26 protein-coding genes and 1 tRNA gene are annotated in these 26903 nt (G+C 37.8%); 7 read left to right on the forward strand and 20 right to left on the reverse strand.

What is annotated here, in order from left to right:
* Window positions 1-42: 42 nt before the first annotated feature.
* From hscB to serB, 8 genes are all read right to left on the reverse strand, one after another.
* Window positions 43-546 carry a Fe-S protein assembly co-chaperone HscB gene (gene hscB, locus GYX91_RS02595; protein ID WP_174829881.1) on the reverse strand — a complete coding sequence of 168 codons (504 nt, stop codon included), beginning with the start codon at window positions 544-546 and terminating at the stop codon, window positions 43-45.
* Between the two features lie 142 nt (window positions 547-688).
* On the reverse strand, window positions 689-1009 hold the full coding sequence (iscA, locus tag GYX91_RS02600; protein ID WP_025330173.1) for an iron-sulfur cluster assembly protein IscA: 321 nt from the start codon (window positions 1007-1009) through the stop codon (window positions 689-691).
* A 33-nt stretch (window positions 1010-1042) separates the two neighbouring features.
* Window positions 1043-1321, reverse strand: a complete 279-nt coding sequence (locus tag GYX91_RS02605) for a hypothetical protein (protein WP_084549941.1) — start codon at window positions 1319-1321, stop codon at window positions 1043-1045.
* 1 nt (window position 1322) lies between these two features.
* Window positions 1323-1706, reverse strand: coding sequence for a Fe-S cluster assembly scaffold IscU (iscU, locus tag GYX91_RS02610; protein WP_025330175.1), 384 nt, complete (start codon window positions 1704-1706; stop codon window positions 1323-1325).
* 133 nt (window positions 1707-1839) lie between these two features.
* Window positions 1840-3054: an IscS subfamily cysteine desulfurase gene (locus tag GYX91_RS02615; protein ID WP_084584988.1), complete on the reverse strand. Its 1215-nt coding sequence runs from the start codon at window positions 3052-3054 to the stop codon at window positions 1840-1842.
* 40 nt (window positions 3055-3094) lie between these two features.
* Window positions 3095-3565 carry a Fe-S cluster assembly transcription factor gene (locus GYX91_RS02620; RefSeq protein ID WP_025330177.1) on the reverse strand — a complete coding sequence of 157 codons (471 nt, stop codon included), beginning with the start codon at window positions 3563-3565 and terminating at the stop codon, window positions 3095-3097.
* Window positions 3566-4109: 544 nt separating this feature from the next.
* Complete coding sequence (gene pip, locus GYX91_RS02625; RefSeq protein WP_174829882.1) at window positions 4110-5051, reverse strand: prolyl aminopeptidase; 942 nt, start codon at window positions 5049-5051, stop codon at window positions 4110-4112.
* A gap of 109 nt (window positions 5052-5160) precedes the next feature.
* Complete coding sequence (serB, locus tag GYX91_RS02630; protein ID WP_174829883.1) at window positions 5161-6003, reverse strand: phosphoserine phosphatase SerB; 843 nt, start codon at window positions 6001-6003, stop codon at window positions 5161-5163.
* Window positions 6004-6311: 308 nt separating this feature from the next.
* On the opposite strand from serB, the gene GYX91_RS02635 reads away from it, so the two are divergent.
* Window positions 6312-8354 carry an OPT family oligopeptide transporter gene (locus GYX91_RS02635; protein WP_174829884.1) on the forward strand — a complete coding sequence of 681 codons (2043 nt, stop codon included), beginning with the start codon at window positions 6312-6314 and terminating at the stop codon, window positions 8352-8354.
* 697 nt (window positions 8355-9051) lie between these two features.
* Here the strand turns inward: GYX91_RS02635 and GYX91_RS02640 are convergent.
* Together GYX91_RS02640 and GYX91_RS02645 are read right to left on the reverse strand one after the other, a co-directional pair.
* Window positions 9052-9303, reverse strand: coding sequence for a hypothetical protein (locus GYX91_RS02640; RefSeq protein WP_174829885.1), 252 nt, complete (start codon window positions 9301-9303; stop codon window positions 9052-9054).
* Window positions 9304-9954: 651 nt separating this feature from the next.
* Window positions 9955-10030, reverse strand: a tRNA-Glu gene (locus tag GYX91_RS02645).
* Between the two features lie 358 nt (window positions 10031-10388).
* Here GYX91_RS02645 and GYX91_RS02650 point away from each other — a divergent pair.
* Complete coding sequence (locus GYX91_RS02650; RefSeq protein WP_172338467.1) at window positions 10389-10565, forward strand: hypothetical protein; 177 nt, start codon at window positions 10389-10391, stop codon at window positions 10563-10565.
* Between the two features lie 47 nt (window positions 10566-10612).
* Window positions 10613-10843, forward strand: a complete 231-nt coding sequence (locus GYX91_RS02655) for a hypothetical protein (protein ID WP_025330182.1) — start codon at window positions 10613-10615, stop codon at window positions 10841-10843.
* Window positions 10844-11685: 842 nt separating this feature from the next.
* On the opposite strand, the gene GYX91_RS02660 is transcribed toward GYX91_RS02655, so the two are convergent.
* From GYX91_RS02660 to GYX91_RS02675, 4 genes are all read right to left on the reverse strand, one after another.
* The gene (locus tag GYX91_RS02660; RefSeq protein WP_174829886.1) at window positions 11686-12747 is read right to left on the reverse strand and encodes a glycosyltransferase family 2 protein; all 1062 of its coding nucleotides are present in this window, start codon (window positions 12745-12747) and stop codon (window positions 11686-11688) included.
* Window positions 12748-12749: 2 nt separating this feature from the next.
* Window positions 12750-13595 carry a glycosyltransferase family 2 protein gene (locus GYX91_RS02665; protein WP_174829887.1) on the reverse strand — a complete coding sequence of 282 codons (846 nt, stop codon included), beginning with the start codon at window positions 13593-13595 and terminating at the stop codon, window positions 12750-12752.
* A gap of 723 nt (window positions 13596-14318) precedes the next feature.
* Window positions 14319-14630, reverse strand: coding sequence for an ATP-binding protein (locus GYX91_RS02670; RefSeq protein ID WP_174829888.1), 312 nt, complete (start codon window positions 14628-14630; stop codon window positions 14319-14321).
* 138 nt (window positions 14631-14768) lie between these two features.
* A complete protein-coding gene (locus GYX91_RS02675) occupies window positions 14769-15587 on the reverse strand; it encodes a helix-turn-helix domain-containing protein (protein ID WP_174829889.1) in 819 nt (272 codons plus the stop codon).
* Window positions 15588-15788: 201 nt separating this feature from the next.
* On the opposite strand from GYX91_RS02675, the gene GYX91_RS02680 reads away from it, so the two are divergent.
* Window positions 15789-17153, forward strand: coding sequence for an MFS transporter (locus tag GYX91_RS02680; protein ID WP_174829890.1), 1365 nt, complete (start codon window positions 15789-15791; stop codon window positions 17151-17153).
* Window positions 17154-17286: 133 nt separating this feature from the next.
* Here GYX91_RS02680 and GYX91_RS02685 read toward each other — a convergent pair whose 3' ends face one another.
* From GYX91_RS02685 to GYX91_RS02695, 3 genes are read right to left on the reverse strand one after another with little or no spacing between them, the layout of a single operon-like run.
* Window positions 17287-18657, reverse strand: coding sequence for a histidine kinase dimerization/phospho-acceptor domain-containing protein (locus tag GYX91_RS02685; RefSeq protein WP_037475623.1), 1371 nt, complete (start codon window positions 18655-18657; stop codon window positions 17287-17289).
* The gene (locus GYX91_RS02690) at window positions 18654-19316 is read right to left on the reverse strand and encodes a response regulator (RefSeq protein ID WP_037475621.1); all 663 of its coding nucleotides are present in this window, start codon (window positions 19314-19316) and stop codon (window positions 18654-18656) included. Before GYX91_RS02690 ends, GYX91_RS02685 begins: the two co-directional genes overlap by 4 nt.
* Before the next feature lie 6 nt (window positions 19317-19322).
* Window positions 19323-20021 (reverse strand): VIT family protein, encoded by a 699-nt coding sequence (locus GYX91_RS02695; protein WP_037475619.1) that lies wholly within the window; start codon window positions 20019-20021, stop codon window positions 19323-19325.
* 145 nt (window positions 20022-20166) lie between these two features.
* On the opposite strand from GYX91_RS02695, the gene GYX91_RS02700 reads away from it, so the two are divergent.
* From GYX91_RS02700 to dcd, 3 genes are all read left to right on the forward strand, one after another.
* Window positions 20167-21783: a phosphoethanolamine transferase gene (locus GYX91_RS02700; protein WP_174829891.1), complete on the forward strand. Its 1617-nt coding sequence runs from the start codon at window positions 20167-20169 to the stop codon at window positions 21781-21783.
* A 327-nt stretch (window positions 21784-22110) separates the two neighbouring features.
* A complete protein-coding gene (locus GYX91_RS02705) occupies window positions 22111-23013 on the forward strand; it encodes a recombination-associated protein RdgC (protein ID WP_025330195.1) in 903 nt (300 codons plus the stop codon).
* A gap of 89 nt (window positions 23014-23102) precedes the next feature.
* Complete coding sequence (dcd, locus tag GYX91_RS02710) at window positions 23103-23669, forward strand: dCTP deaminase (RefSeq protein WP_025330196.1); 567 nt, start codon at window positions 23103-23105, stop codon at window positions 23667-23669.
* Between the two features lie 73 nt (window positions 23670-23742).
* Here dcd and GYX91_RS02715 read toward each other — a convergent pair whose 3' ends face one another.
* The 3 genes from GYX91_RS02715 to GYX91_RS02725 form a co-directional block, all read right to left on the reverse strand.
* Window positions 23743-24087, reverse strand: coding sequence for a DMT family protein (locus tag GYX91_RS02715; RefSeq protein WP_084548254.1), 345 nt, complete (start codon window positions 24085-24087; stop codon window positions 23743-23745).
* A gap of 668 nt (window positions 24088-24755) precedes the next feature.
* A complete protein-coding gene (locus tag GYX91_RS02720) occupies window positions 24756-25862 on the reverse strand; it encodes a class I SAM-dependent methyltransferase (protein ID WP_238791309.1) in 1107 nt (368 codons plus the stop codon).
* Between the two features lie 159 nt (window positions 25863-26021).
* Window positions 26022-26714 carry a Bax inhibitor-1 family protein gene (locus GYX91_RS02725; protein ID WP_025330199.1) on the reverse strand — a complete coding sequence of 231 codons (693 nt, stop codon included), beginning with the start codon at window positions 26712-26714 and terminating at the stop codon, window positions 26022-26024.
* Between the last annotated feature and the right edge of the window lie 189 nt (window positions 26715-26903).

Raw genomic sequence — 26903 nt, forward strand, 5'->3', positions numbered from 1 at the left:
TTTTTATCAAAGCATATCTCTGATACATTGATTCTGATGATGTCAGGGAAGCGCAGCTTGAATTTCACTTTGTAATTTGTGTAAAAAACGCCCCAGGCGTACCAATTCTGCTGCTTTTTCCGGCTGATTCTGAATAAAGGCCGCATCCAGTTGCTGGTATAAGCCGGTTTGTTCGAGCTCAATAGTTGCTGCAAGTTCTTTCAGTGTTGTCCAGTCAGCTTCTGTACGGGCGTCTTCGAGTGTTTCACGCCATTGCATCTGCTGCATTAAAAACTCAGCCGGAAAGTGCGTATGCTCAGGTGCATCCGCATCTATTCCCTGTTGTTTCAATAAATATGCAGCCCGGTCAAGCGGATTGCTCAGAATACGATAAGCTTCGTTAACGGTAGCAGCCATCATCATGGCCTGCTTTTGTTCAAAAGCACTTCTGGCAGCAAATTTATCCGGATGGCACTGTGCTGCCAGCAGGCGATAATTCTGCTCCAGTTGCTTATCATCAATATTGAACTGTTCGGGTAATTGAAAAAGAGCAAAGTATTGGTTCATGTGGCTCACCTTTATGGTGAAAATTGGGTCAAAGCTAAAGATACCGGACATGAAAAACAGGCTTTTCGCAAAATTTGGTGTAATGCTGTATTTTGCTTATCAACCGGCAGAATTGCGACATTCCGGCAACAGGGTTATTTATTTAAACATGAAAGCTTTCACCACAACCGCATTCATCTTTGGCATTGGGATTGGCAAATTTAAAACCTTCTTGTAATCCCTCTTTAACAAAATCCAGTTCAGTACCATCCAGATAAACATGGCTTTTAGGATCAACAAATACTTTGACACCATGTTGTTCAAACAATAGATCTTCCGGCTGGATGTTATCAACAAATTCAAGAGTATACGCCATACCCGAACAGCCACTGTTTTTAACCCCGAGACGAATACCTTCGCCTTTACCACGTTTGGTCAGATAATTGCTAATATGCTTAGCGGCTTTTTCAGTCAGAGAAATCATATTCTCACCTGTTGGAAATTTGTCCTGAATTTACTATGCAGTACCTTCAGGTTTTTTACAATTATGATTAAAACGACGTTTGTAAGATGAAAGAAATGAGCGCTTAATGGCAATATTTTCTTCACAGTTAATACAAAAACGTGTACCAGGAAACTCAAGCTGATGTTCAGATGATATTGATTCACCGCATTCCAGGCAAAATTGACTGGTACACATTCTGATATCGTTTAGGCGTACTGCATTAACCGATTGATTGTCATTATTTTCAGTAGTGGGTTCGTTGTTATTTGCGGTACTGCCAAAAATCATCATATTACTCGTTATGTTTTTTTCGATAATCAGCTACAGCAGCCTTAATAGCATCTTCTGCCAGAATAGAACAATGTATTTTTACTGGTGGTAATGCTAGTTCTTCAGCAATGGCACTGTTTTTAATAGCCAAAGCCTCATCAAGACTCTTACCTTTAACCCATTCTGTAATCAGACTTGAAGAAGCAATAGCAGAACCGCAGCCATAAGTTTTGAATTTGGCATCTTCAATAATACCGTTATCACTTACTTTGATTTGTAATTTCATTACATCGCCGCAGGCTGGTGCGCCTACCATACCGGTACCTACGCTCTGGTCACCCTTTTCAAAAGAGCCGACATTGCGCGGATTTTCATAATGATCAATGACTTTGTCACTGTAGGCCATAATAAGTTCCTTTTACAATTCTTCTGATGCCAGAATAACTACAATTGCTTTTATATTCGCAGCAAATAACCTGTTTTTGGTGTGCAGCCCTGCGATATAGCAGGGCAGAATATATCGTTTCAGTCTGAGCTGATTAATGTGCTGCCCATTCGACACTACTCAAATCAATACCTTCCTGATGCATTTCCCATAATGGAGACAATTCGCGTAATTTACCGATTTTGGATTTAATCAGTTCAGCAGCATAATCAATCTCGGCTTCGGTAGTAAAACGTCCGAATGTAATACGCAGAGAACTGTGCGCCAGCTCATCATTGCGACCCAGTGCGCGCAGTACATAGCTTGGCTCCAGACTTGCGGAAGTGCAGGCAGATCCGCTGGAAACAGCGATATCTTTAACAGCCATTATCAGACTTTCACCCTCAACAAAATTAAAGCTAATATTCAGATTCTGATAAACGCGATGTTGTAAATCACCATTGATATATACTTCTTCAACACTTTTAATTGCATTGAGAAAACGGTCACGTAGTGCTTTAGCATGAGCATTGTCTTTATCCATTTCCAGACGAGCCAGACGGAATGCCTCACCCATGCCGACAATCTGATGAGTAGCCAGTGTGCCGGAACGGAAACCACGCTCATGCCCGCCGCCATGCATCTGTGCATTCAGGCGGACACGGGGTTTGCGGCGTACATACAAAGCACCAATTCCTTTAGGGCCGTAGGTTTTGTGTGCAGACATACTCAGCAAACCAATCTGATTGGCTTTTACATCAATATGAACTTTACCGGTAGCCTGAGCAGCATCGACGTGAAAAATGACTCCTTTTTCAGCACAAAGTGCACCAATAGCTGCAATATCCTGAATCACGCCGATTTCATTATTTACCCACATCACACTGACTAAGGTTGTATCAGGACGGATAGCAGCTTCCAGCTCAGCCATATCAATCAAACCATTTTCCTGTACACCCAGATAGGTAACTTCAAAGCCTTCTCTTTCCAGCTCTCGCATGGTATCCAGAATAGCTTTATGTTCAGTTTTGACCGTAATCAGATGCTTACCTTTACTGGCATAAAACTGTGCCGCACCTTTCAATGCCAGATTGTCAGACTCAGTGGCTCCTGAAGTGAAGATAATTTCTTTAGAATCCGCACCAATCAATGCAGCAATTTCATTGCGAGCATTTTCTACGGCTTCTTCTGCCTGCCAGCCAAAGCTATGGCTATTGGATGCCGGATTACCAAAAAATTCCGTCAGGTAAGGAATCATTTTTTCAGCCACACGCGGATCAACCGGTGTTGTAGCTGAATAATCAAGGTAGATAGGAAGTTTTACGGTCATTGTCGTGTTCTCTTTAAATATCTATGGCTGCGCCGGAGTATTAATGCAGATTAATTAAGGTAACTGGCTGCTCCGGGTTGCTTTTTTTTTCATTACTGTTGTTATGGTAAGTTCGCTGATTCAGAATGCATTGCAAAGTAATGCCGCGCAGATAGCTGTCTATGGTTTTATTCAGATTTGCCCATAAGTCATGTGTCAGACAGGGTGAACCATCCTGACAATCAGCATGACCGCCGCAAACGGTAGCATCCAGAGTGTCTTCCGCTGCAGAGATAATATCTGCAATATTAATCTGAGCAGCATCATGACTCAGTACATAGCCGCCCCCCGGCCCGCGAATACTTTCTACCAGCCCGGCACGGCGTAATTTTCCGAATAGCTGCTCAAGATAAGACAGGGAAATGCGCTGGCGTTCACTTATTGCAGTCAGGTTTACTGCACCAGATTGCGCATGCATAGCTAAATCCAGCATGGCAATGACGGCAAAACGCCCTTTGGTGGTTAAACGCATGACAAAACTCGAAACAGATTGACAATGTATGAATTATCTAATACCCGACAATTTTAGTCAACTTTATTCATGGATAAATCAAGTAATTATGTCAGAATTAATTCCATCACAAATACATAAAATTCTAAAATTAATACTGGTTAAAACCCTGGAAATACAGACTGTTTCCAGCTGTCTGGCAGCGGAACCGGGTAAATTGTTTTAATTTTTGCGCATGATATTTCCAGATTATTAATAACATTCATCAAATCAGAGCGTTTGTATACGATAAGCACAGAATAATTAAGAAATTCGGAATTATCGGTTTTTCTGAGAACAGGCCAGAATCAAGCTCACGGATAGTAAAATGAAAAAATAATGCAAGCCGTAAAAGTACTGAAGTTGTTAATGAAGCTGAGCTAATAGCTTAACTTCAAAAGATATTGATACTTTGTATGGGAAGAAATTAATATTCGAAATATTTATGCTGATTAAAAAATAATATTTCTGATAATAAAACAGGTCTGAATATATTCAGACCTGCAAGAAATGTCCGGAGTAAATGTTATAAACTGGCAAAAGCATCGGTAGCAGCCACCAGAGCAGCCTGATTTGCCGGTTCAAAGCCAGAATGACCAGCCATAGTGACTACCAGTCTGGCATGCGGTAAAGCCTGCTGCAATTCCCATGCGCTTTCAATCGGTGTGCACATATCATAGCGCCCCTGAACAATGACAATCGGAGTATCAGCCAGTATCTGAATATTTTCCAGTAAGGCAAATTCGCTTGCCAGCCAGCAGCGATGGACAAAATAATGATTTTCAATCCTTGCAATTGCCAAGGCACGCTGCGGATCATTATATTCGTCTATACCAGCCTGATTATGCTCTAAATGTACAATACTACTTTCCCATTGGGCCCATGCTTTAGCTGCATTGAGCTGAGTTGTTTCATCCGTATAAGGATGGCATAACAACTCATGATAGGCATTTACTAAATTATGCCGTTTATCTTCAGCAATTGGTGCGAGATAATTCTCCCATGCTTCTGGAAAAATATGATTTGCGCCTTGCTGATAAACCCAAGTAATTTCATGTGGCCGGCACAGAAAAATACCGCGCAGTATCAGCTCACTGACTCTTTGCGGATAAGTTTTAGCATAAGCAAGTGCCAGTGAGCTCCCCCATGAACCACCAAATACCTGCCAGCGTTCAATGTGCAGCATCCTGCGAACTTTTTCTAAATCTTCAACCAGATCCCATGTAGTATTGTCGTCAATACAGGCATAGGGCAGGGAACGACCGCATCCACGCTGGTCAATAATAATAATGCGGTATTTTTCCGGATTGAAGAAACTGCGGCATGCAGGCGAGGCTCCGGCTCCCGGCCCGCCATGTAAAAAAATAACTGGTTTACCGGCCGGATTGCCGCTTTCTTCCCAGTAAATCTGATGAATTGCAGAAACCTGCAATAATCCGGACTGATATGGTTCAGTTATTGGATACATAAATGTGTTCCTGAAAGCATCTGCAAACTAACTAAATGATTATTATTAAATTATAATTCAATTTGTATCTGGTTTTATCACTGTTCTGCCGGCTGTCTGCAGTTATCAATCAGCGAAACCACTTACGCACGGCATCCAGACCGCCAAAGCGTACATTAATAGACGTTGCAGCCTGTGTTTTCGGTTTGGCGTGGTAGGCAACTCCAAAACCGGCTGCCTGTAACATCGGAATATCATTAGCACCGTCACCCATTGCCAGTACCTGCATTGAGTTTAGTCCAAGTTTTTCTCTGAATTGAACCAGTAAATCAGCTTTAGCCTGAGCATCAATAATTCTGCCTGCCAGCTCTCCGTTCAGAACATTATCTTGTATCACCAGCTGATTAGCAAAAGTATAATCAAGCCCGTATTGTTGCTGCAGCCGTTGAGTAAAATAAGTAAACCCACCGGAAACCAGTATGAATTTTACTGCATGTTTCTGACACTGCTGCAACAGCCATTCTGCACCCGGAGAAAGTTTCAGTACATGTTCATAAACCTGTTTTAATTCTTCAACCGGTAAACCCTTCAATAAAGCTACACGCGCCCGTAACGATTGCTCAAAATCAATTTCACCGCGCATTGAGCGTTCGGTGATGGCCGCAACCTGTGCCTGTAATCCCACTCCGGCAGCAATTTCATCCACACATTCAATGGTAATCAAAGTGGAATCCATATCACTAACAATTAATCCTAAGTCTGCAAAACTCTGATCAGGCAAAATAGCAAAATCAATTTTTTGCTCAATCAGCTGAGTCTGTGCTGATTCAGATAATTCGAAATCAACACTAACCGGCAGCCGCAGCACAGAATTATCAAATGTATATTCCGGATTTGACGGCATAATTGCGTTTAAATGGGATAAATCACACAGATGTAAATCCGAATGTTGTAAAACCAGAACAGGAAGCATAACAAATATACAGCCAGAAAAAAAATTCAGTATAGACATCGCCAATAGGCTTGACAACCAACAGTTAAAAAGAAAATAAGTACTGAAATCAGAATCCGGAAATTAAGTAAAATTAATCTTATTTAAACTAAGAATAAAAATAAAAAACTTAATTTACATTAAATTCTTTAAACATAAAGAAAAATTACAAATGAGTTTGTACAATGCAACTTTTTGTCCAAAATTGCGGTCGTGAAAGGATAAATAAATATCCAGAAATTTTAGTATTATTGCTATTATTCCAAGTCGCATTTTTATGGAGTTATTACATGCAACACCCCTCAACCACCTCATCGGCGGTCGATCAGTATCGCGAACTTACCGTTCGCGGCATGATCTTAGGTGCATTAATCACAGTAATATTTACTGCATCTAATGTATATCTGGGGCTGAAAGTTGGCCTGACATTCGCTTCATCCATACCTGCTGCCGTAATCTCTATGGCTGTACTCAAATGCTTTAATGGTTCAAATATTCTTGAAAACAATATGGTACAAACACAGGCATCGGCGGCCGGTACCTTGTCTTCAATTATCTTTGTTCTGCCCGGTTTGTTAATGATTGGTTACTGGCAGGGTTTTCCATTCTGGCAGACAACCTTGATATGCGTTGCCGGCGGTATTCTTGGTGTTATTTTCACCATTCCTTTACGCCATGTACTGGTTGTTAATAGTGATTTACCTTATCCGGAAGGTTTAGCCGCTGCTGAAATACTCAAGGCTGGTGACCACAATCAACCACAGGAAAATGATGAAGATTCACCGCAAAGCGGAGTTAAACAGATTGTTACCGGTGGTATTTTATCCGGTATTTTCAGTTTTCTGGCTGGCGGCTTACGCGTAATCAGTGAAAGTGCCAGTTACTGGTTTAAAGTAGGCGGAGCCGTATTTCAGGTGCCCATGGGCTTTTCACTGGCTTTGTTGGGTGCCGGTTGGCTGGTAGGTATTACCGGTGGTATTGCTGTACTGCTAGGCATGTTTTTTTCATGGGGAATAGCCGTACCATATTTCACCAGTACCACTGCAATGCCTGAAAATGTTTCAATGATGGATTTTGCAATTAAACTTTGGGTAACCAAAGTCCGCTATATTGGCGCCGGAGCCATCGCTGTTGCTGCAATCTGGACATTAATTACCCTTTTCAAACCTATGCTTGAAGGCATGAAACTTTCTTTTCAGGCCTTTGGATCGGATTCACAAACCAGCAAGACACAGGAGCGGGTAAATCAGGATTTATCGCCTAAAACCATGATGCTGATTGTAGTGGCTACTCTGATCATTCTGGTTGCTACCTTTTACAGCTTTATTGCCACTGCGCCGATATCTTTCGGACTGGCCTGTGCTTTGGTTGCGTGTGCCACCATCATGGCCTTCATTATAGGTTTTCTTGTGGCTGCAGCCAGTGGCTATATGGCTGGTCTGATTGGTTCTTCTTCCAGCCCGATATCCAGTATCGGTATTGTTTCAATCATCATTATATCGCTGGTATTCATGGTGATTGGTCAGTCTAGCGGTATTTTCGCACAAGCTGGCGGTAATCAGTTTATGACAGCTTTAGCATTATTTACTGCTTCTGTGGTTATGGCCATTTCCACTATTTCTAATGATAATCTGCAGGATTTGAAAACCGGCCATCTGGTTCAGGCTACCCCGTGGCGCCAGCAGGTAGCACTAATTATTGGCAGCATTGTTGGTGCGATAGTAATCTCACCAGTACTTGAACTGTTGTATAACGCTTATGGTTTTACCGGAGCCTTACCACGTGCCGGAATGGATGCTGCTCAGGCACTGTCAGCACCGCAGGCAACTCTGATGACCACTATTGCCAAAGGGATTTTTTCTCACAATCTGGAATGGGCATACATCAGAGCAGGCGTATTTCTGGGTGTATTCCTGATTATGCTTGATGTGGTGGTCAAATATCTTCGTCCGGGCTGGAGTGTACCTCCGCTGGCAGTGGGTATGGGTATTTATCTGCCGGCTTCCGTCAATATGCCAATCTTTATCGGAACAGTATTATCCTATTTATGTTTGCGTTATATCAAAAAGCGCCATACTAATCCAGCTATTCAGGAGAAAGAGGTTAAAGCCACAGATCGTCGTGGTACATTACTGGCTGCCGGATTAATAGTCGGTGAAAGTATCGTAGGTGTAGTAATGGCTATGGTAATTGTTGCGTCTATTGCTCTGGGTGGCGGCGAATCTCCGCTGGCTTTGAATTTGCAGGGCTGGGATAAAATTGGAGAACTATTAGGTTTACTTCTCTTTATCTCATTTATGGCAATTCTGGTACGGCAAATAATAAAAAAATAACAGTTAATTAATAAAAACAGCGCGTAAAAAGCGCTGTTTTTTGTACATCTTCTGAGTTATATAGACCTAAATAAAATAATTCTACAGTATATTTATATGCCATCATACTTAAGAAAAATAAAAAAATAGCTTCAATACTAGCTATCTCGAAAATATCTAATGTTAATATAAAATCATATAAATTTTTCTTGAATAGATATTTTATTAGTATTTTTAATATAGCCTTATAGAGAATAATTTTTTATGTAACGAATATTATTATAAAAATGAATACAGTAATAATTGAACACATTGCCCAATAAACTGTTATTGAAAATTAATATTTCAACTAACTCTGATTTCTAAATTCATTATATTTGTTGTAATAATATCTCTTTTATTATAGTAAATTTTGATATTCACATTATCAGTCTGGAGACTGGGAAATTTTTATTTTCTATTGTTAATGCACAGCGGATGCATTCCGCACCTGGTGCCACGTTGACAGGGAGCTAGCAGGTGAGCAAAGAAGTTACAAGTACCGTGAGTTAGTAGGTTTTATATACTAAAGAAAAAATCAGCTAGGTATTGTGAAAATTAAACTGATTTATGCCGGTAATTTACATATAACAACATTGCAGCATTTGCCTTACCGGATGCTGATCTTTGAAACTGATACCGACCAGCGTACTTGATCAGAAATGCGGGGACAACTTAACTAGCCGGTTGCCTCAAGGATTATTAAAATAAACGCTGCACACCTAGGACAAAGCTCAAAATCATAATATTTCCCTCCCGCTGCATAATTTTTACATACAAAGTTTCTGCAAACATAAATGATTTTTCCACAATTTGGACATTTACACATATCTCTTCTAAATTTATTTTTAACTAAAATTGTTGCTCGGATTTTTTTATAACAAAACGGACAACGACCTAATGGTTTAGCCTTTGGTGTTTGTTTATTCATAATTAATACCTTAATAAATCCATATTCGGTATTATTAAAATGTGTTAAAAATGGAAACCAATATATTTCTAATCAATTAATGTCTTAATACTTCGTTAACCAAACAGTAAGTTATATAGCTAAAGATTAATCAATTTATTAAATAAATACAACTTAATCAAGTATAGTATAAATTTGAGTTTTCATGTTAAGAATATTTTATTTATTTAAAATATAGTTAAATAAAATATAAAGAATGCCTAATATCTATGCTTAAAAATTCTTAATAAAAAGAACAAATTGAATTCATTAAAATAAACTGAACGATGTCAAGCGTAAACGTGATACGTTAATAAATGCAATTGAGAACGGTTCAGATGAAGTAAGTTCAATTATGAAAAAAATATCAAATTAAGATGAAACAGAAAGAGCGCTATTAATTGAACAGAAAAAATATCTGCTGAGCCTGTCTTTGTGGAGCCATCTGGTATTAAAATTGATTCAGCTGTTAAAGCCCTGCGGGATATCATAACAAATATAAAAATTGCACGAAAAATAAGGATTTTATTACAATCATTTATAGAGAGTATTGAAGTATTTGATGATGAAATAGTTATAAACTATTTACCTAAACGGATTATGAATGCAAAAGCGGTTCATAGTAAGAACGAATGGCACGCCTACAGGGATTCGAACCCCGGTTGCTACCGTGAAAGGGTAGTGTCCTCGGCCTCTAGACGATAGGCGCATGAATATGTGTTAGTGTGTATATGATACTACAATTTGTATAAACATATATCATTTTCACAAGTATGAAAAGTAATTCTAACAGTTTTAATTATTACAAGAAATATCTCTTTATCAGAATTATTATATTGTCAACTTCGATATTACTTTGCTTTGTTTTTAAAAAGACAAATTAAATGATAAAATTTATTTGAATAAATTTTATAAAAATAAAAATCAATTAATGATATATTCATAAAAAATTGATAAATAGTTAAATTTAGTTAAATCTATGTATAAATAAATATTTTATGATATAATATTTTTTGTTGTTTAAACAACATATCAATTATTATATATTTATTTACAAAGGTGAAAATATGGTTTATTTTACTGTTACTGCAGCTAATGGGTGTAAAGCACTTATTAACAGAAATATGGTTAATAAAGTAATTGATTATGGTAATTATCGTGCCATTTATCAAGGAAGTGATACTAATAACTTTCAAGTCAGAGAAAGTTTGTCTTATATTTGGGACTATTTAAATAGTAAATAAAAGTTGTATAGGTTAAATTTTATTCTCTTTGAGAAGGAATTCATAAAATGAAAACTGATTTAACATGTATTCTTTTAACATTACTGTTATCTTTTTCATTTAGCAATGCTTTTGCATATAAACCTTCACAATTTGATAAAATTCGCCTAAAACAAAATTGTAAAAATGAGCAGGAGTCGCCATTTAAAGACTTCGCCGGTACACCCAGTTGTGACAAGCTGAAAAAAATCGAAATCGATGAAAATCAGCCAACTTACCGGGTAATTCGTGAACAATAAATGAACCTTATCTGAAAAGGTAAGTACAAATGTAGCCTGATTAGGCCAATCAGGCTACAAAGTTGACAGATTTAAACTCTGCAAGCTGTATCAGAATGACGGTTCTGATGCAGCTTAATTCTTATATATTATTGAATTAAATAAAATGTATGTGTTGTATTGCATGTTATCTGGTTAATATACTTTACTTAATAGTTGAAATATATATTTAATTTCAAAATACTTTTTATTTCTTGGGGATAGTTGATTTGTATATGCATAAATCAACTAACAAAAATACTATACTCAAATCAATTTGAGAAAATATTGAAAACGTTTATAGCATATTAATGGTAAATATATTATTTTAAATAAATAGTTTTAATAGCCCTTTATAGTATAATTTATATTTTTTATAAAATTTATCATCTGAAGCTATAAGTAAAATTTTAGTTGTTCAGTTTATTGTTCTTTATTTTATATATTGGAAAAGTAATATATGATATTAAATGGCGATACCATAAAAAATGCTTGATATATTAAAATTATAATGAATGAATGAATTTTATTTATAAATATTATTTTTACTTATTTGATTATTTTTGCCTTATTTTATAGTATCAGCTACTATTGATCATTTAGACATTTCAAAGCAATAAAGTAGTTGGTGGTGATAAAAATAGATAGATAATATAACTTAATATATGTTTCCTATAGAGGTTTTATATTATCTTATTCAAATCTTTTTTATCACCATTATAATTAATTAAACTTTTATAACCTAAATAATTTTAAAACACTTTTCTTTAAATAAATCATCGTATTTAATTAATTTTCAAAAATTCAAATAAATACCATATTATTTAAAATTTTCTTAGATAGCTTTCAATTGCATATAAAGGGGAAATAATCAACCAACTTTTAGATGAGTATATTTTGAGTAATATTTCTACTGCTTGTAAATCATCTTTAGGTACAATATCCCTTTTTTTCTTACGTCCGCGTAGTTTCCAATTTATTTTTTTTAAAATTCTAATTGATTTCCAAGAAATTGATTTATATATATTTTTTAAATTATTCTTTGCACCCTTATAATTAATTCGTACACCTAAATGTAGGTGTTGTGAAGATAATGACTCAACTTCTTTTATCCACCATCCAAAGTTCTGAATCTTTTTTTGATTTAATTTTAATTCAGCTTCATTCCACTTTTGTTTTTTTTCATATAATTCTGTCACAGATGAACCTGTACTTATTATAGTATTGGTTCCATCAGAACGTACACTATATTCAGCACTATATTTTTCGACATAAAGAGGTTCATAGTGATATGCAAGACGTAATAAAAACTCATAATCTTCATTTTTATCCATGGATTCGTCTACCCAGCCTATATCTTGCGCTCTATTTCTATCTATGACAAAGCTATGAATGGGAATAAAATTACCTTGGAGATGTGTAATAAATGAATATCTATCTTTTTTAAACGGCGTTAATCTGGATATCAATTGATTGTTTATATTATATGTTGCCAAAATAATATCGGAGTAGGCCCATGCATTAGTACTTGTTTGCAACTTGCCAATCATATTGGAATAATGATCAGGATAAACTTTATCATCATCGTCAAGGAAAGCTAAATAACGTCCTGTAGCTGCTTGCATTCCTAAATTTAGGCTGTGAGAGCGAGCATCATGATTAGCTGTATGACTAAGTAGTTTAAAACACTTAAAATAATTTTTCCATATAGAAACTATAGACTCAATTTTTTCTAAAGAATCATCATTTTGTAATTTTTGTACTACAATAATTGGTTCAATATTTTTGTGTATCTGACCTGACAAAATAAACAGGCATTTATCCAAGAATTTTTCTCGTCCTGGCATAGTACGTATAATAATTGAAATTAAATCGTTTTTTTTCATTATTATCTCCACATCGGTTTAGAGAAGTTTAAACCGTTTTTAAAATCCGGATTTGCTTTCATGACTTCATCTACAGTGTGTTGTTGAACATTAATTAATTGTTCATTTAAATCTATATCTGATAAATCTAAACGTTTTTTCCATTGATTTAAGGCGAAATTTTTAAATTTGACTGAGCGCCATTTATGTGCTATCAATGTCGCAGATTTCCATATTTCTAATTCCCTATCTTTTCTATCCATAGCATAATGAAAAAATAAGGCTTTTGTACATGTAAAGCATTTATATCCCGCTGCTTTAACTCGCCAAGAAAAATCAACATCTTCACAGTATAGAAAAAAATCTTTATCAAAACCGTTAATTTTTTGGTAAATATCAACTGGAATAAGCATACAGGCACCAGAGCACCAATCTGTTTCTCCTGTATTATGATTAAAACTTTTAGGATGCATTATTGGTTCATGAATTGCTTCAAATATACCATGCCAGTTATTATATTCAGCTATGTTAACTAATTCAGTCAAAGCTGCCGGATGTAAAAATCCATCAGGATTCAAGCAAATATAAGCTTTAGAATCTGAAGATACCCTTGAAAAAATATCATTATGGCCAGCACCAAATCCTATATTTTCTCCATGATAAACATCAATGTTAGTCCACTGCTTTTGTTGGATAAGAAGAAGTATTTCTTCCAAAGTGTGGTAATTTCCCTGATTTCTTATTATTATGTGAATTTTATTTTGAGAATATTGCTGGCTATAAATTGCCTCCAGATTTCGTTCAATTTCCTCAATAGGATTATTATAAGTAATTATACCAATTGAAAGTGTATATTTAGCAGGTAACATATTATCCCAACCATCATTCGCTGATATTAAGTCAAAACTTATACAAATATTTTTTGATATATTTTCGAGTGAATATTTATATTCAAAAATAAATATATTATTTTTAAAAAGGGAAATTTTTAACCATATTCCTCTGCTGATTTAATTGTCTTAATATAAAGAGTAATCCCCAATAATTTAATAACTTTAAATGATAGTATCCGCTTAAACATGTATATGTACCAACAATATTGCTGTATTATATTCTGTAAATTACGTATAATATCTCAATAGCTTATATATGTAAATATATTACTATTTTGACTAAATTAAGAATAATATTCATATTACAATTTACTAAATGAAAAAGTTAAAAGTAGATTCTTGCAAATTATTTTTATCAAAATTCTGAAATAAACAATTATATTGGAGTTCAATAAATAATTTATTATATTAAATAAAGTAGGTACATTTATATCTTTTGGTAATTTTAAAAATTATATTTTATATTATCAATATAAATAATATATTCTTTTTAAGAAATATTTTGTGTATCGATAGTTGATCAATGTATAAGGTTTTCACGCATGTCCAAATTACACGTTCATTTTAATTGTTAAATATTTTTACATAAATTAAATTTATATAATTGGTCATATTATAAATTTCTTATATTTTATAGTCGTTTGAAATTTAACCTTGATACTTTTGTTATGTTTAAAACCATTTAAGCATAATTATAATCTATGTACCATCAACAATAAACAGCCACAAACCACTGCCACTGCTTTCTTGCCCTGCCGGCCGGAAAAAGCGTTCACGCAGACGTTTCAGGTTTTCTGAGGCAATATCATTACAGGGATTAGTTATGCTGATAGAGTTTGTGTTTAGGGTTAAATTAATAATACTGTGTTCAGGACTATAGCGAATGGCATTATCAGGCAGATTACGGATAAGAATAGTCAGCAGGGTATGGTCACCGTAAATAGGTAATACTGCCGCCGCATCAGTATTAAATTGCCGCAGGATACGACATTGGCGTTCACGTGCCAGCAAGTTTATACTTTAAATTTACGAATGAGAAGTTGTTGTGCTTAAGAGTGACGATAATTATGCATTGCAATAAGTAAAAAGCGAATATACTTTTCTGTAGAGATTTATTTGGTTAATTTACTTATTAATATGATTATTATTTTAGATAGTAGTGTGAGTACAGTTTCGATATGAGAGACGATTTCTCATGGCTTTTTGGTAGTTTCCCGGTGTGATCCCGAAATTTCGTCGGAAAATAGAAATAAACCCGCTAATATTGTCATAACCTAAATATAAAGATATTTCTGTGACAGGTTTTCCGGCAGCAAGCAATTCTAACGCTTTTAACATGCGCAGTTTCTGACGCCATTCTGTGAAGTTAAACCCAGTTTCATTTGTAAACCGACGTGTTAATGAACGTCGGGAAATGCCAGCCCAAATGCCCCAGTCGTTAAGTTTTCTATCATCACCAGGATTATCACACAAAGCTAAAGCGATTTTTAACAGACGCATATCTTTTGGCATTGGAAGTGCTAGCTCAACTTGAGGCATTGTTCTAATCTCGTCAAGGATTACGGCAATTAATCGCTTCTGTTCCGGTTCCAGTTCTGAATTATGCCATGACATGGTTCGTGTAATTGCTTCACGCAGTAAGTCAGATAATTCTAAAACGCATGGTTTGACAGGTAGTTTAGTACATGCTTTTTTTTGTATATAGATGCTCCATCCTTCGAATGGTCCATGTGATCCAAGAAGACTATGCTGTACATTCGGAGGTATCCAGACACCATGAGTTGCGGGCACTACCCATTGACAATTTTCTGCTTCAATTGAAATTAAACCCTGTAATGTGCCGAGTAATTGTCCTCTCGAATGACCATGACGTTGTGTCACTCTTTGTGAAGAGTGGCTGACTGTCGATATGATCATCGGTTCGCTATCAGAAGAAGCGATCTGTGGAGAAATGAGTGGAGTATTCATTTATATGGCCCCGATGGGATATTTTGTGGCTTAAATTGGTTAGTAAAACTCTATTCTACTGGCTATCCTGAAGTCCTAATAATTGTATTGAAGATAACAAGTTAGCAATAAATAGATAAGTTGTAGATGAGCAAAATAATAGTTTTTTATACAAATTTATTGGGTATTTTCAAATTTATTAATCTCTAGAGAGAGTTTGACATGGCACAATCAGTTGAGCTGGCAGCCGAAGAAAGAAAGTTAGTGTTTGCTATGACGCTATCTAGTATATTGCCATTACTGGATAGCAGCGTTGTTAATGTTATTTTATCCTCAATTTCGAATGACATTAATGTCTCTTATGCTTATATACAATGGGCTGTTACTGTATATATGCTGGCTTGTGCTGCGGGTATATTACTATCTCCTTATATACATGAAAATTTTGGACTCAAGAAAGCATGGATATGCTCAATTTTTGTTTTTCTTGTAGGTTCTATATTGGTTGGATTTTCATATAATCTGGTGTCTTTGATTCTGTTTAGATGTCTACAAGGTTTTGGTGCAGGAATATTAATTCCAATTACTCAATCCACAATAGCGACTTATTTTGGTAAGGAAAGACTAAAGCCGGTTATGGCATTGATTGCTATTCCGTCAGTCTTTGCCCCTGCATTAGGACCAGCTTTTGGAGCAATCATATCAGAACAGTTAAATTGGAGAATAGCTTTTTTTATCAATATACCTTTAGTACTTGTGGCTTTTTTCTTTGGCAGGACGACAATACCTGCTAATAAAACGTCTAAATACAATATGAATATTTATGTATTTTTGACATTTTTAATTTCTTTAATTCTATTTTTTATCTCTATTAAAAATATCGCATCTGGGCATTTTTTTGATATTTCTAATATTATTATGCTGGTTTTCGGTATTGGTTTGATGATGGTTTCGCTTATTACTAATAACAAGTCAGACAGTAAACTGATCGATTTAAGTGCATTTAATAGCCCTAAATACTCAATGTCAATAATGATGGGGTTTCTGACGTCGCTTATCTTTTTTGGTTTTATGATTTTTTTTCCTTTAATACAAGCAATAAAGGATAATATATCTATTACATATATTGGTATGCTGCTTGCCCTGCAAGGTGTAGGTGCCTGGTTGGCTAGAAAATTTATTTATAAATCTCTAAGTGAGATAAATTCATTTCTAATTATTGGTGTAGGATTAATAATATCAGCAATCAGTATATTAATAATTCAAGTTGGTGGAAACGCCTCTGAAATCATCGGTTTTACGGTACGAGGCTCCGGATTAGGCATCGCCACGATTGCTGTTCTCTCTTCTCCATTCGAGTTTTGTGATAAAAATCAAATTAAGGACACGAGTGCTGTCACGCGTGTTGTACAGCAGATTGGCGGCGCATTTGGGGGAGTATTATCAGGAATACTTATCTACCTGACGCAAGCTCAATTAATTTCAGTAAACAATGCTTACCATGTAATGTTTTTTGTATCTCTTGTATTTGGTGTTATTGCTGTTATTGCCTATATTTTCTTTGGTCGAGTGAATAAAATCGCCTAACATAAGATTTGGTTCGTTTATATAAATTTTGGGCGCCGATTAACAAGTCTGTTGCTGAGAGAATAGTGCAAACATTAGCTAAAAGCCCCACCATCTTACAAACAAATCCTTAGTTAATATTATTATTATTGTATTATGATGTTTTTTGTTGCAGTTTAACCTGGAAATTAATAGTTTCATTTTTATACTTTCTAATCTTTACTATATCTAATTCCATTTGCAGCCAGTGCAGCTGGGCAATACCATCAACAATGGACAGCCCCAAGCCACTGCCACTGCTTTCTTGCCCTGCCGGCCGGAAAAAGCGTTCACGCAGACGTTTCAGGTTTTCCGAGGCAATATCATTACAGGAATTAGTAATGCTGATAGAGTTTGTGTTTAGGGTTAAATTAATAATACTGTGTTCAGGACTATAGCGAATGGCATTATCAAGCAGATTACGGATAAGAATAGTCAGCAGGGTATAGTCACCGCAAATAGGTAATACTGCCGCCTCATCAGTATTAAATTGCCGTAGGATACGACACTGGCGTTCACGTGCCAGCAAGCTGACACTCTCTATAGCGTCATTGGTAATATCTGTCCAGTTAACTGCTTCGGTATGGGGTAACTCGGTAAGTGGATCAAGACGGGAAAGAGTAAGAAGCTGATCGACTAAGCGGCTAGTGCGGTCGATGCTGTGTTCAATGTTGCGTACACGCTGTTGCTGAGCATCGTTCAGGCTGGTAAGTGCCAGTACTTCTGTTTGTACTTTAAGTGCGGCTAACGGGCTGCGCAGTTCATGTGCTGCATCTGCTGTGAAGCGCAGTTCACGTGCGCGAGATTGTTCTATACGCTGAAATAAATCATTCAATGCATTGATAATAGGCAGAATTTCGGTAGGTGCAATATTAGAAAGAGGTGTAATACTGTGCGGTTCTCTATGGTACAGAGTTTGTGCCAGTGTCTGAAGTGGCTGTGTACCACGGCGTACACTCCATGCAATCAGCCATAGTAAAAGCGGCAGAGCAAGTATAGATACTGCCAGTTGTGACCATACTGCACGCAATACAGTTTGCAAACGTTCGTGCATACTGAATGATACGGCTACTTTGAGTTGCTGCTGAGGACTGTTCAGATAAAAAATACGCCATGCATGGCTTTGCCACCAGTATCCCTGATTGATAAATCCCTGATAATTTGGTTGATAGGGAATAGACTGGCCTGTTTCATCGGCATTAATCAGTTTACCTTTATACCAGATGGCGTATCCGGATTCTTTGGCATCAATAAGTCCGCGCTGTGGTTTTGGAATAGATGGTAAAGCGGGATATTGGCTGGAATTGAGGTTGATCGGTGTATGTAATAATCGCTGTGCCAGCTGACTCATCTGTGTATCACCGGCTTCATTGATTTCATGCATTACCGCCACTGCGCTAATGATGGCTGTCAGAATCCACAGAAGTGGCAGGGTGATACCAAGATAGATAATTAAGCGCCGACTAATAGCAGTGGTTGGCTTCAAGGTGCCTCTCCGAGCTGATAGCCAAGTCCGCGCCGGGTACGAATAATGGTTGTACTGATTTTTTTACGTAAATGATGCACGTGTACTTCTATGGCATTGCTCTCGACTTCCTGTTCCCAGCTATACAGTTTATCTTCGATTTGAGCACGGCTGAAAACATGTTGCGGATGAGTGACGAGTAGCTGTAATAACAGCCATTCACGCTGGGTAAGATTAAGTGGTTTGCCATACAGGCAGGCATGACAGGAGTTAAGTTTCAGACTCAGCTGCCCGAAGTTAATTTCGGTCTGACTGATGCCCTGACTGCGACGAATAAGCGCATGCAAACGTGCAATCACTTCATCAAGCGCAAAAGGTTTACATAAATAATCATCAGCACCGGCATTCAGACCAGCAAGTCTGTCGGGCAGGGCATCGCGGGCGGTGAGAATCAAAACCGGTGTGCTGAGATTCTTGCTGCGCCAATGGCTTAAAACGTCCATACCATCTCTTTCCGCCAGACTTAAATCAAGTATTACAGCATCGTATGGCGCTACACTTAATGCCTGTTCTCCAAGGCGGCCGGATGCAAAAATATCGCAAGCCATACCTTGCTGGCTCAGACCGGCAGTAAGGCCGTCAGCAATGTCTCTGTCATCTTCAAGAATCAGTATACGCATATTTTTTCATATAGTGATACCAATAATCCGACCTATCATGCTGGTAAAGGCCAGTGCAAGTGCACCTAATATGACGATTCGGATTACAGCCGGACGTTTGGGAGCTCCGCCCAGATGTGCTGATATGCAGCCCAGAATACCAAGACCGGCTATGGTGGTAACAGACAGTATGCTCATCAGCCATACGGTAGAGCTTAACAGAGATAGTAATACTGGTAACAAAGCACCGCAAGCAAAAGACAGTGCGGAAGCCAAAGCTGCCTGAAGCGGATTGGCTTTACTGACTTCGGTGATACCGATTTCTTCACGGGCGTGGGCTTCAAGGGCATTATGTTTGGTTAGAGCTTCGGCAACCTGTTGTGCAAGTGTTTTGTTTAAACCACGCTGACGATAAATATTAGCCAGCTCTTCCAGTTCTATTTCCGGATATCGGATAAGTGAGTCCAGTTCTTTGCGTAAATCAGCTGCTTCTGTATCGCGCTGGCTGGAAACGGAAACATATTCTCCCGCAGCCATAGAGGCAGCACCTGAAACAAGTGCTGCAATACCGGATATAAGCAAGGTATGCTGATCCGGATCCGCTGCTGCCAGCCCCATTAGCAGGCTGGCAGTGGAAATCAGTCCATCGTTAGCGCCAAGAACGCTTGCGCGTAACCAATTGTTACGATTAGAAAAATGTTGTTCGTCATGCCATGACTGGCTCATTTCGGGCTCCTGATAAGTACAAATTAGTACTTTGCAGACATATTAATTACCGTACCACAATGACGCCTCTTATTGGCATGGTTTACCTTAAGCTTCACTTAAGGCTGTTTTTTTACACTTGCCGCTGTTTAGTTAACAGGGGCTGATGATGCAGTCGAAATGGGTATTAAGCAGCAATCGGGCCATATTATTGCTCAGTATTTATGTCTTATTGATATTTAATGTAGGTTTCTGGAGCTATCTGTTTCAGCATGTAACCCTGAAAAATAATGTTATTTTCTGGTTTACCGTGCCTGTTCTGATGCTGGCAGCAATGAATTTTTGTATGCAGTTGTTATTCTGGCCATATTTACATCGGTTGATGGTGCCATTGCTTCTGTTGCTGGGTTCAGCTGTAAGCTATGCAGTGATGATGCAGCATATTTATTTTGATGCCAATATGCTGCAAAACATTATGCAAACTAATATAGGTGAAGCCGGTGCCTGGCTGACGCCTCAATTCTGGATGTGGCTGGGCATTACCGGCTTATTGCCGGCGCAGTGGTATTGCTGGGGTGTTAATATTCACTATACAAAACCATGGTATCGTGAATTCGGCAAACGAATTGTTGTCATAATTGCTTCTTTGATTACGGTTTTTACAGTTATTCTGCTTGCGTATGGCAGTTATATTTCTTTTTTCCGAAATAATAAAACTGTGAATCATTTAATAGTGCCCACAAATTTTGTCGGAGCAGCAGCAAAAACAGCTTATAACACATATGATGCTCATCAGCCTTTGCAACGCATAGGACTGGATGCCAGTCATCAGCGTCATGGGAATAAGCGGTTATTGATACTGGTGATGGGTGAAACCACGCGCGCTCAGAATTGGGGATTGAATGGTTATCCGCGTCAGACTACGCCAGAGCTTGCTGCTATGGGTAATCAGGTTGTCAATTTCCCTCAGGTTAGTTCGTGTGGTACAGCAACGGCTGTGTCTTTACCCTGTCTTTTCTCGAATATGCCACGCCAGCATTATCAGGCTAATCTGGCAAAACATCAGGAAGGGCTGCTGGATGTTTTGCAACGTTCAGGAGTTGCGGTAAGCTGGCGTGATAATGATGGCGGGTGTAAAGGTGTATGTGACCGCATCCGTCATCTGGATGTGCGGGACTGGGCTCCGAATTTGAAATGTAATAGTGATGGTTGTCTGGATGAAAGCCTGTTAATTAATTTACACGATATGATTACTAATATGCCTGATGATGCTGTACTGGTATTACATACAATGGGTAGTCATGGTCCCGCTTATTATCAGCGTTATCCTGAGGCATTCCGGCGCTTTACACCGACGTGTGATACGAATCAGATTCAGCAATGTACAAGGGAGCAATTGCGTAATACATATGATAATACGGTGCTGTATACAGACCATATACTGGCAGAAATAATTAAGTTATTACAAAATGAATCCGGTCTGGCCAGTGCGATGTGGTATTTTTCTGATCATGGAGAATCTTTGGGTGAAAACGGTATATATCTGCATGCAACACCCTATGCCATTGCACCGGAAGAGCAAACCCGTGTACCTATGCTGTTCTGGGCAAACCATGATTTTGCCGAGATCAGTAATCTGGATATGAACTGCTTACGCCGGCATGCGCATCAGCAAGAATTTTCACATGATAATATTTTTCATTCAGTACTGGGACTAATGGATGTGAAAACCAGTGAATACCAAACTCAGCTGGATTTATTCGCATCTTGCCGGCATATATGAATGCTGATAATCAGCAGTGAATTTAAAAAATGTTCAGAATATGGTTATTATATGACGTAAATTCAGTCAGTATTGGAAAACACCTAAGATTATTTTCATTACTGATTCATATCTTTGATTATCTATGACAAAATAAATTCTTTGATTGAGATTTATATTAAATATTTATATTTATCAATATAAGTATTGCAGATAGGATTATTGATTATAAATCTGAATGAATAATTAAATAGAAAGCTGTTTAAAAGCCGGTTTATTGTTTTCCATATTGTGTGCCGGCTGCCGTATAATCACTCATTTCCTAGTTGGCTGTGAAAGAAATTACGCATGTGGTTTAAGCAATTAAGTATTTATCCGCTCAATAAAGACAATCTGCCGAATTTAGAAACTTTAGTTGATAAGCTGACCGAAGCTCAGTTTAAGCCGTGTATGGGATTGGATTGGGACAGTATTGGTTTTGCCAGCCCTGTATCGTTTAGCCCTGAGATGGTATTTCCGGCACAGAATACATGGCGCATTGCGCTCAAAAAAGAAGAAAAAGTATTACCGGCAGCCGTTGTGCGCGATATTCTTGACGAAAAAATTAATGAGATTCGTGAAGCTGAGGGGCGGAATGTCGGGCGTAAGGAGAAGATGGAGCTGAAAGAAACCATCACCGATGATTTGTTACCGCGTGCTTTTACTAAAAGTGGTAAAACAGAAGCCATTATTGATACTCAGCGCGGCTTATTGATGATTAATCAGGCCAATGCCAATCGTGCTGAAATGTTGCTTACGAAATTACGTGAGGCACTGGGCGGACTGGAAGCGAAGCTGCCACGCACTCAGCAGTCTCCTGGCAGTCTGATGACGGAATGGCTGTTAAGAGGAGATGCAGCCGGTCATTTTGAGCTGGACTGTGATTGTGAACTCAAAGGACTGGGTGATGCTGCGCCAGTAGTTCGTATCAGCCATCAGGATTTAACCGCAGAGGAAGTGGTTAATCTGGTCAAAAATGGTAAGGTTGTTACTCAACTGGGGTTATGCTGGCAGGACAGAGTACGTTTTGTGCTGACGCAGGATTTTACTCTTAAACGTATTCAGTTTCTGGATGTGATTCAGGAGGAAGCTGCAGGGCAGGGAGACGATATGCAAAGTATAACCTTTGCATCACAAATACTGATGGCAGAAGCCTTAGGCGATTTGCTTGCTGAGCTGGTGCATCATTTGGGTGGCTGGTTACCGGAATAATGGCTTAAAACGGCGTAAATAGTCGCAATTTGCCTGCAACTATGGCATTGGCTTCGGTATAATGCGCTAAATTTATTAAGGATACTGTCATGAGTATTAAGTCAGACAAATGGATACGCCGTATGAGTGAAGAGCACGGCATGATTGAACCGTTTGAACCTAATCAGATTAAGCAGTTAAATGGTGAAAAAATCATTTCCTATGGTACTTCCAGCTATGGTTACGATATTCGCTGTGCACGCGAATTCAAGATTTTTACTAATATCAACAGTACTATTGTAGACCCGAAAAATTTTGATACGCGTAATTTTGTAACTGTTGAAGACGACTTTTGCATCATTCCGCCTAACTCGTTTGCTTTGGCACGTACTGTGGAATATTTCCGTATCCCGCGCAATGTTCTGACTGTTTGTCTGGGTAAATCCACTTATGCACGTTGCGGTATTATCGTTAATGTCACGCCATTTGAACCTGAATGGGAAGGCTATGTAACTCTGGAATTTTCCAATACCACGCCATTACCGGCAAAGATTTATGCTAATGAAGGGGTGGCACAGGTATTGTTTTTTGAAAGTGATGAAGAGTGCGCTACTTCTTATAAGGATCGTGCCGGTAAATATATGGGGCAGACGGGCGTAACTCTACCTAAAGCTTGATATAAGTCTGTGTTTGAAAAAGGACGCGATTGCGTCCTTAAAAATTTGGATGTTCAGGCGGCGGTTTTACAGATTAGCGTTTAAAAGCAAAATATACTGCACCAAGAATAAAGCCGAAGCTGATTAAATAGTTAAGTCTGAACTCATCCTTTAAATAAAGAATCGCAAACAGGGTAAATACGACCAGTGTCACTACTTCCTGAATAATCTTCAGTTGAAATGGTTTTATCCCCCAATGTGCCCCCAGATGATTGGCCGGCACTGCAAGACAATATTCAAATAGAGCAATTCCCCAGCTAATCAAAATAATCTGCCAAAGCGGAAATTGGTAATTATTGGGTTTAATATGCCAGTACCATGCTGTAGTCATGACCAGATTGGATGCTGTGAGCAAACAAATAACAATTAAGTAATGCATAATGATGTGGTGTATTTAAATTGATGATCTCTTAATAAGATAAATCATACAATGAAGAAATGGTTTTGTTCATATACTCGGAATGAAAAATATATCTTACTGCAATCAATGTTTTATTCAAAGATAAATAGCAGGAAGTAATAGAAATGTAATAAGTAATTAATACAAAATTTTAGATGTTTTATTGATATATATTTCAGCTTTGAATTCAGTTGTATATTTATACTCAATATTTAAGTATATCTGTAATTATCTGGAATTGTATTTAGATAGTTTAAGTAAAAGGTTTACTGTATCTGCGGGTAAAGAATACAGATGGTGTTTAGAGTAATAAAAATGATGAAGCAGATATTGATTAAAGCAGAAGGTTTTTGCAATATGTGTTTGGATTAGTAATTAAAATATATGCTTTTCAACTGAATTTCTTACAAACTGAAATTAATTTCAATTTGGCGCCAGGCAATGGTGATATATCTGAAAAAGATATTTATGACTTGTAATTATAAATAAATCAATAATTTGTATGTTAAGGGCGAGCTGGATGATGGAAGTGGTTTCCAGTGATATTAAGTTTACTAAATTATAGCTTATGTCTGTGAATAGATTTTTTGTCTGTATGTACGATGAAGAATAAAACAGGTGTTTGCATTACTATGCAAACACCTGTTTTATTGAATGCCCAATTGCCACAAAGAAGTGATTTCACGATTACGGGCATAGGAAAGTGGATGATGTTGTTCCCGGGCTTTTTGATGTGTAGGTTGGGTATCGATTTTCTGAATAATTTTTAACCCTGCTGCTTCTATCCATTGATGTAAGGCTTCTGAGGTGCGTAAGCCCAGATGTTCAGCTATATTGGACATAATCAGCCATACCTGCCCGTTTGCTGAGAGGTGGTTTCTGACATTTTCCAGAAATGTTTTCAACATTTGATGGTTGGGGTCATAGAGTGCGGTTTCTATATCGCTGCTTGGCTTAGCAGGTAACCATGGAGGATTGCAGACAATGAGATCGGCCTTACCCTCAGGAAACAGGCTGGTATGCTGAATATGAATTTGTTTATTTAAACCCAGACGCTCTATATTTGCTTGTGCGCATGCAATGGCGCGCGGGTTATTATCTGTTGCAATGATTTCAGGTATTCCACGCTGTGCGAGTATAGCAGCCAGTACGCCACTGCCGGTTCCTATGTCCCATGCTGTCTGACAGGCAGAGGGAAGTGCTGCATGGGCAACCAGTTCAAGATATTCACCGCGTACGGGCGAAAATACACCGTAAGGAACATGGATTTTTTGTCCTTGCAATGCAGGAATGGAAACACCAGTTTTATGCCACTCGTAAGCGCCAATATAACCTAATAACAGATGTAATGGCAGAAGTAGGGTGTTCTGATTGGGTTTGCCGAATACGTCGTTCAGAGCAGCTGCAATGTCTGGTGCGCGACTGTTGTTAAGTATGCCCTGAGGTTGAATCTCTACTAATAGAAGCTGAAACAGGCGGCTGTGCTGAGCCTGTTGCAAACGATGTTTATGAAAATCAGTATGAATACGGGCTTTACTGCGAACACGTTTTTTAATCGCAGCCAGTAGTTGTTTACCCTGATGATAATCACCGCGCCAGAGCAATGCAGTATGCTGACGCATTAGTTGAATCGCCTGTTCAGCGCTGATCTGAGTGATAGCCTGAATGTGTTTCGGAGCGGGTTGGCGGCTGTCGCCTCCCCAGTCTGCCTGCATGTTTTGTGCGTTTTCTGTCCAGTGAATAGTTTCGTTCATGTTGGTTGGTTATATAAAAGGCATTATATAAGAGAATAATATGTTAAACGTGGTTGCAGGTAAATAATATGGCTGTGGATTGGGTGTACATGATTTTGCAAAAATAAAAACTGCCTGAACTTAACAGATGTTCAGGCAGTTTTGTATTTGGTATGTATTTTAGCGGTTATCCATTATAGCCAGCAGAATTTGTATCAGACTGGTAAAGATATTGTACAAAGAGACAAACAGAGTGAGTGCTGCACTGGTTGCACTGTCTTCACCACCGGCAATAACAGTACGGATTTGCCACATAATCATCAGTGAACTGAAAATGACAAAACCGGCTGCGATAGTGAGTGACAAAACCGGTAAATGCATAAACATATTCAGAATCATACCGATAATTAAAACAACTGCTCCAACAACCAGAAACTGACCAATACCTTTCATTTCAGATTTGGAACGATGAGCAATTGTTGCCATGGTAAAAAATACGGCCGCTGTCATTAATGCTGCCATACCTACAATTTGTGATCCGACAGCAGAAGCCACAGCAAGTTGTAAAAGCGGAGAGATGAAAAATCCGATAACAAAAGTAAAAACCATTAACAAGGCTATACCCAGATTGTTATAACGGTTTTTTTCAATTGCAAACATCAGCCCGTAAGCGAGAATAAAAAACGCTACAACTGATAGCCATGAATTGCTAAACAGAGCATAGAAATTTATATAATTACCTGCGTAAGCACCTGCGGCACAGGGCAGGAAAGAAAGTCCGAGCAGGCTGTAAGCTTTGCGCAGAACAACGGTTTGCTGGTTGTCCCCTGCCTGACCCAGCTGGGTAAAATCGTAAGTGTTACGAGATTTCATGAATAATATTCTCCGTGATTTTGTCAGTAAATAATTTCTCTGGTTAATTATATTGTAACAATTGTTGGCAAAATATGCACAATAATGATGAATTGTTACAATAAAAATGTTGATTTTTATTTTTAAATTTATTTTTAATAATATTAGGCTGATTTGGATTTTTTCAAGGATTTTGAATCGCCGGCAGAA

Origin of the sequence: Snodgrassella sp. ESL0304 (genome assembly GCF_013344995.1) — a bacterium.
GTDB lineage: Bacteria > Pseudomonadota > Gammaproteobacteria > Burkholderiales > Neisseriaceae > Snodgrassella > Snodgrassella alvi.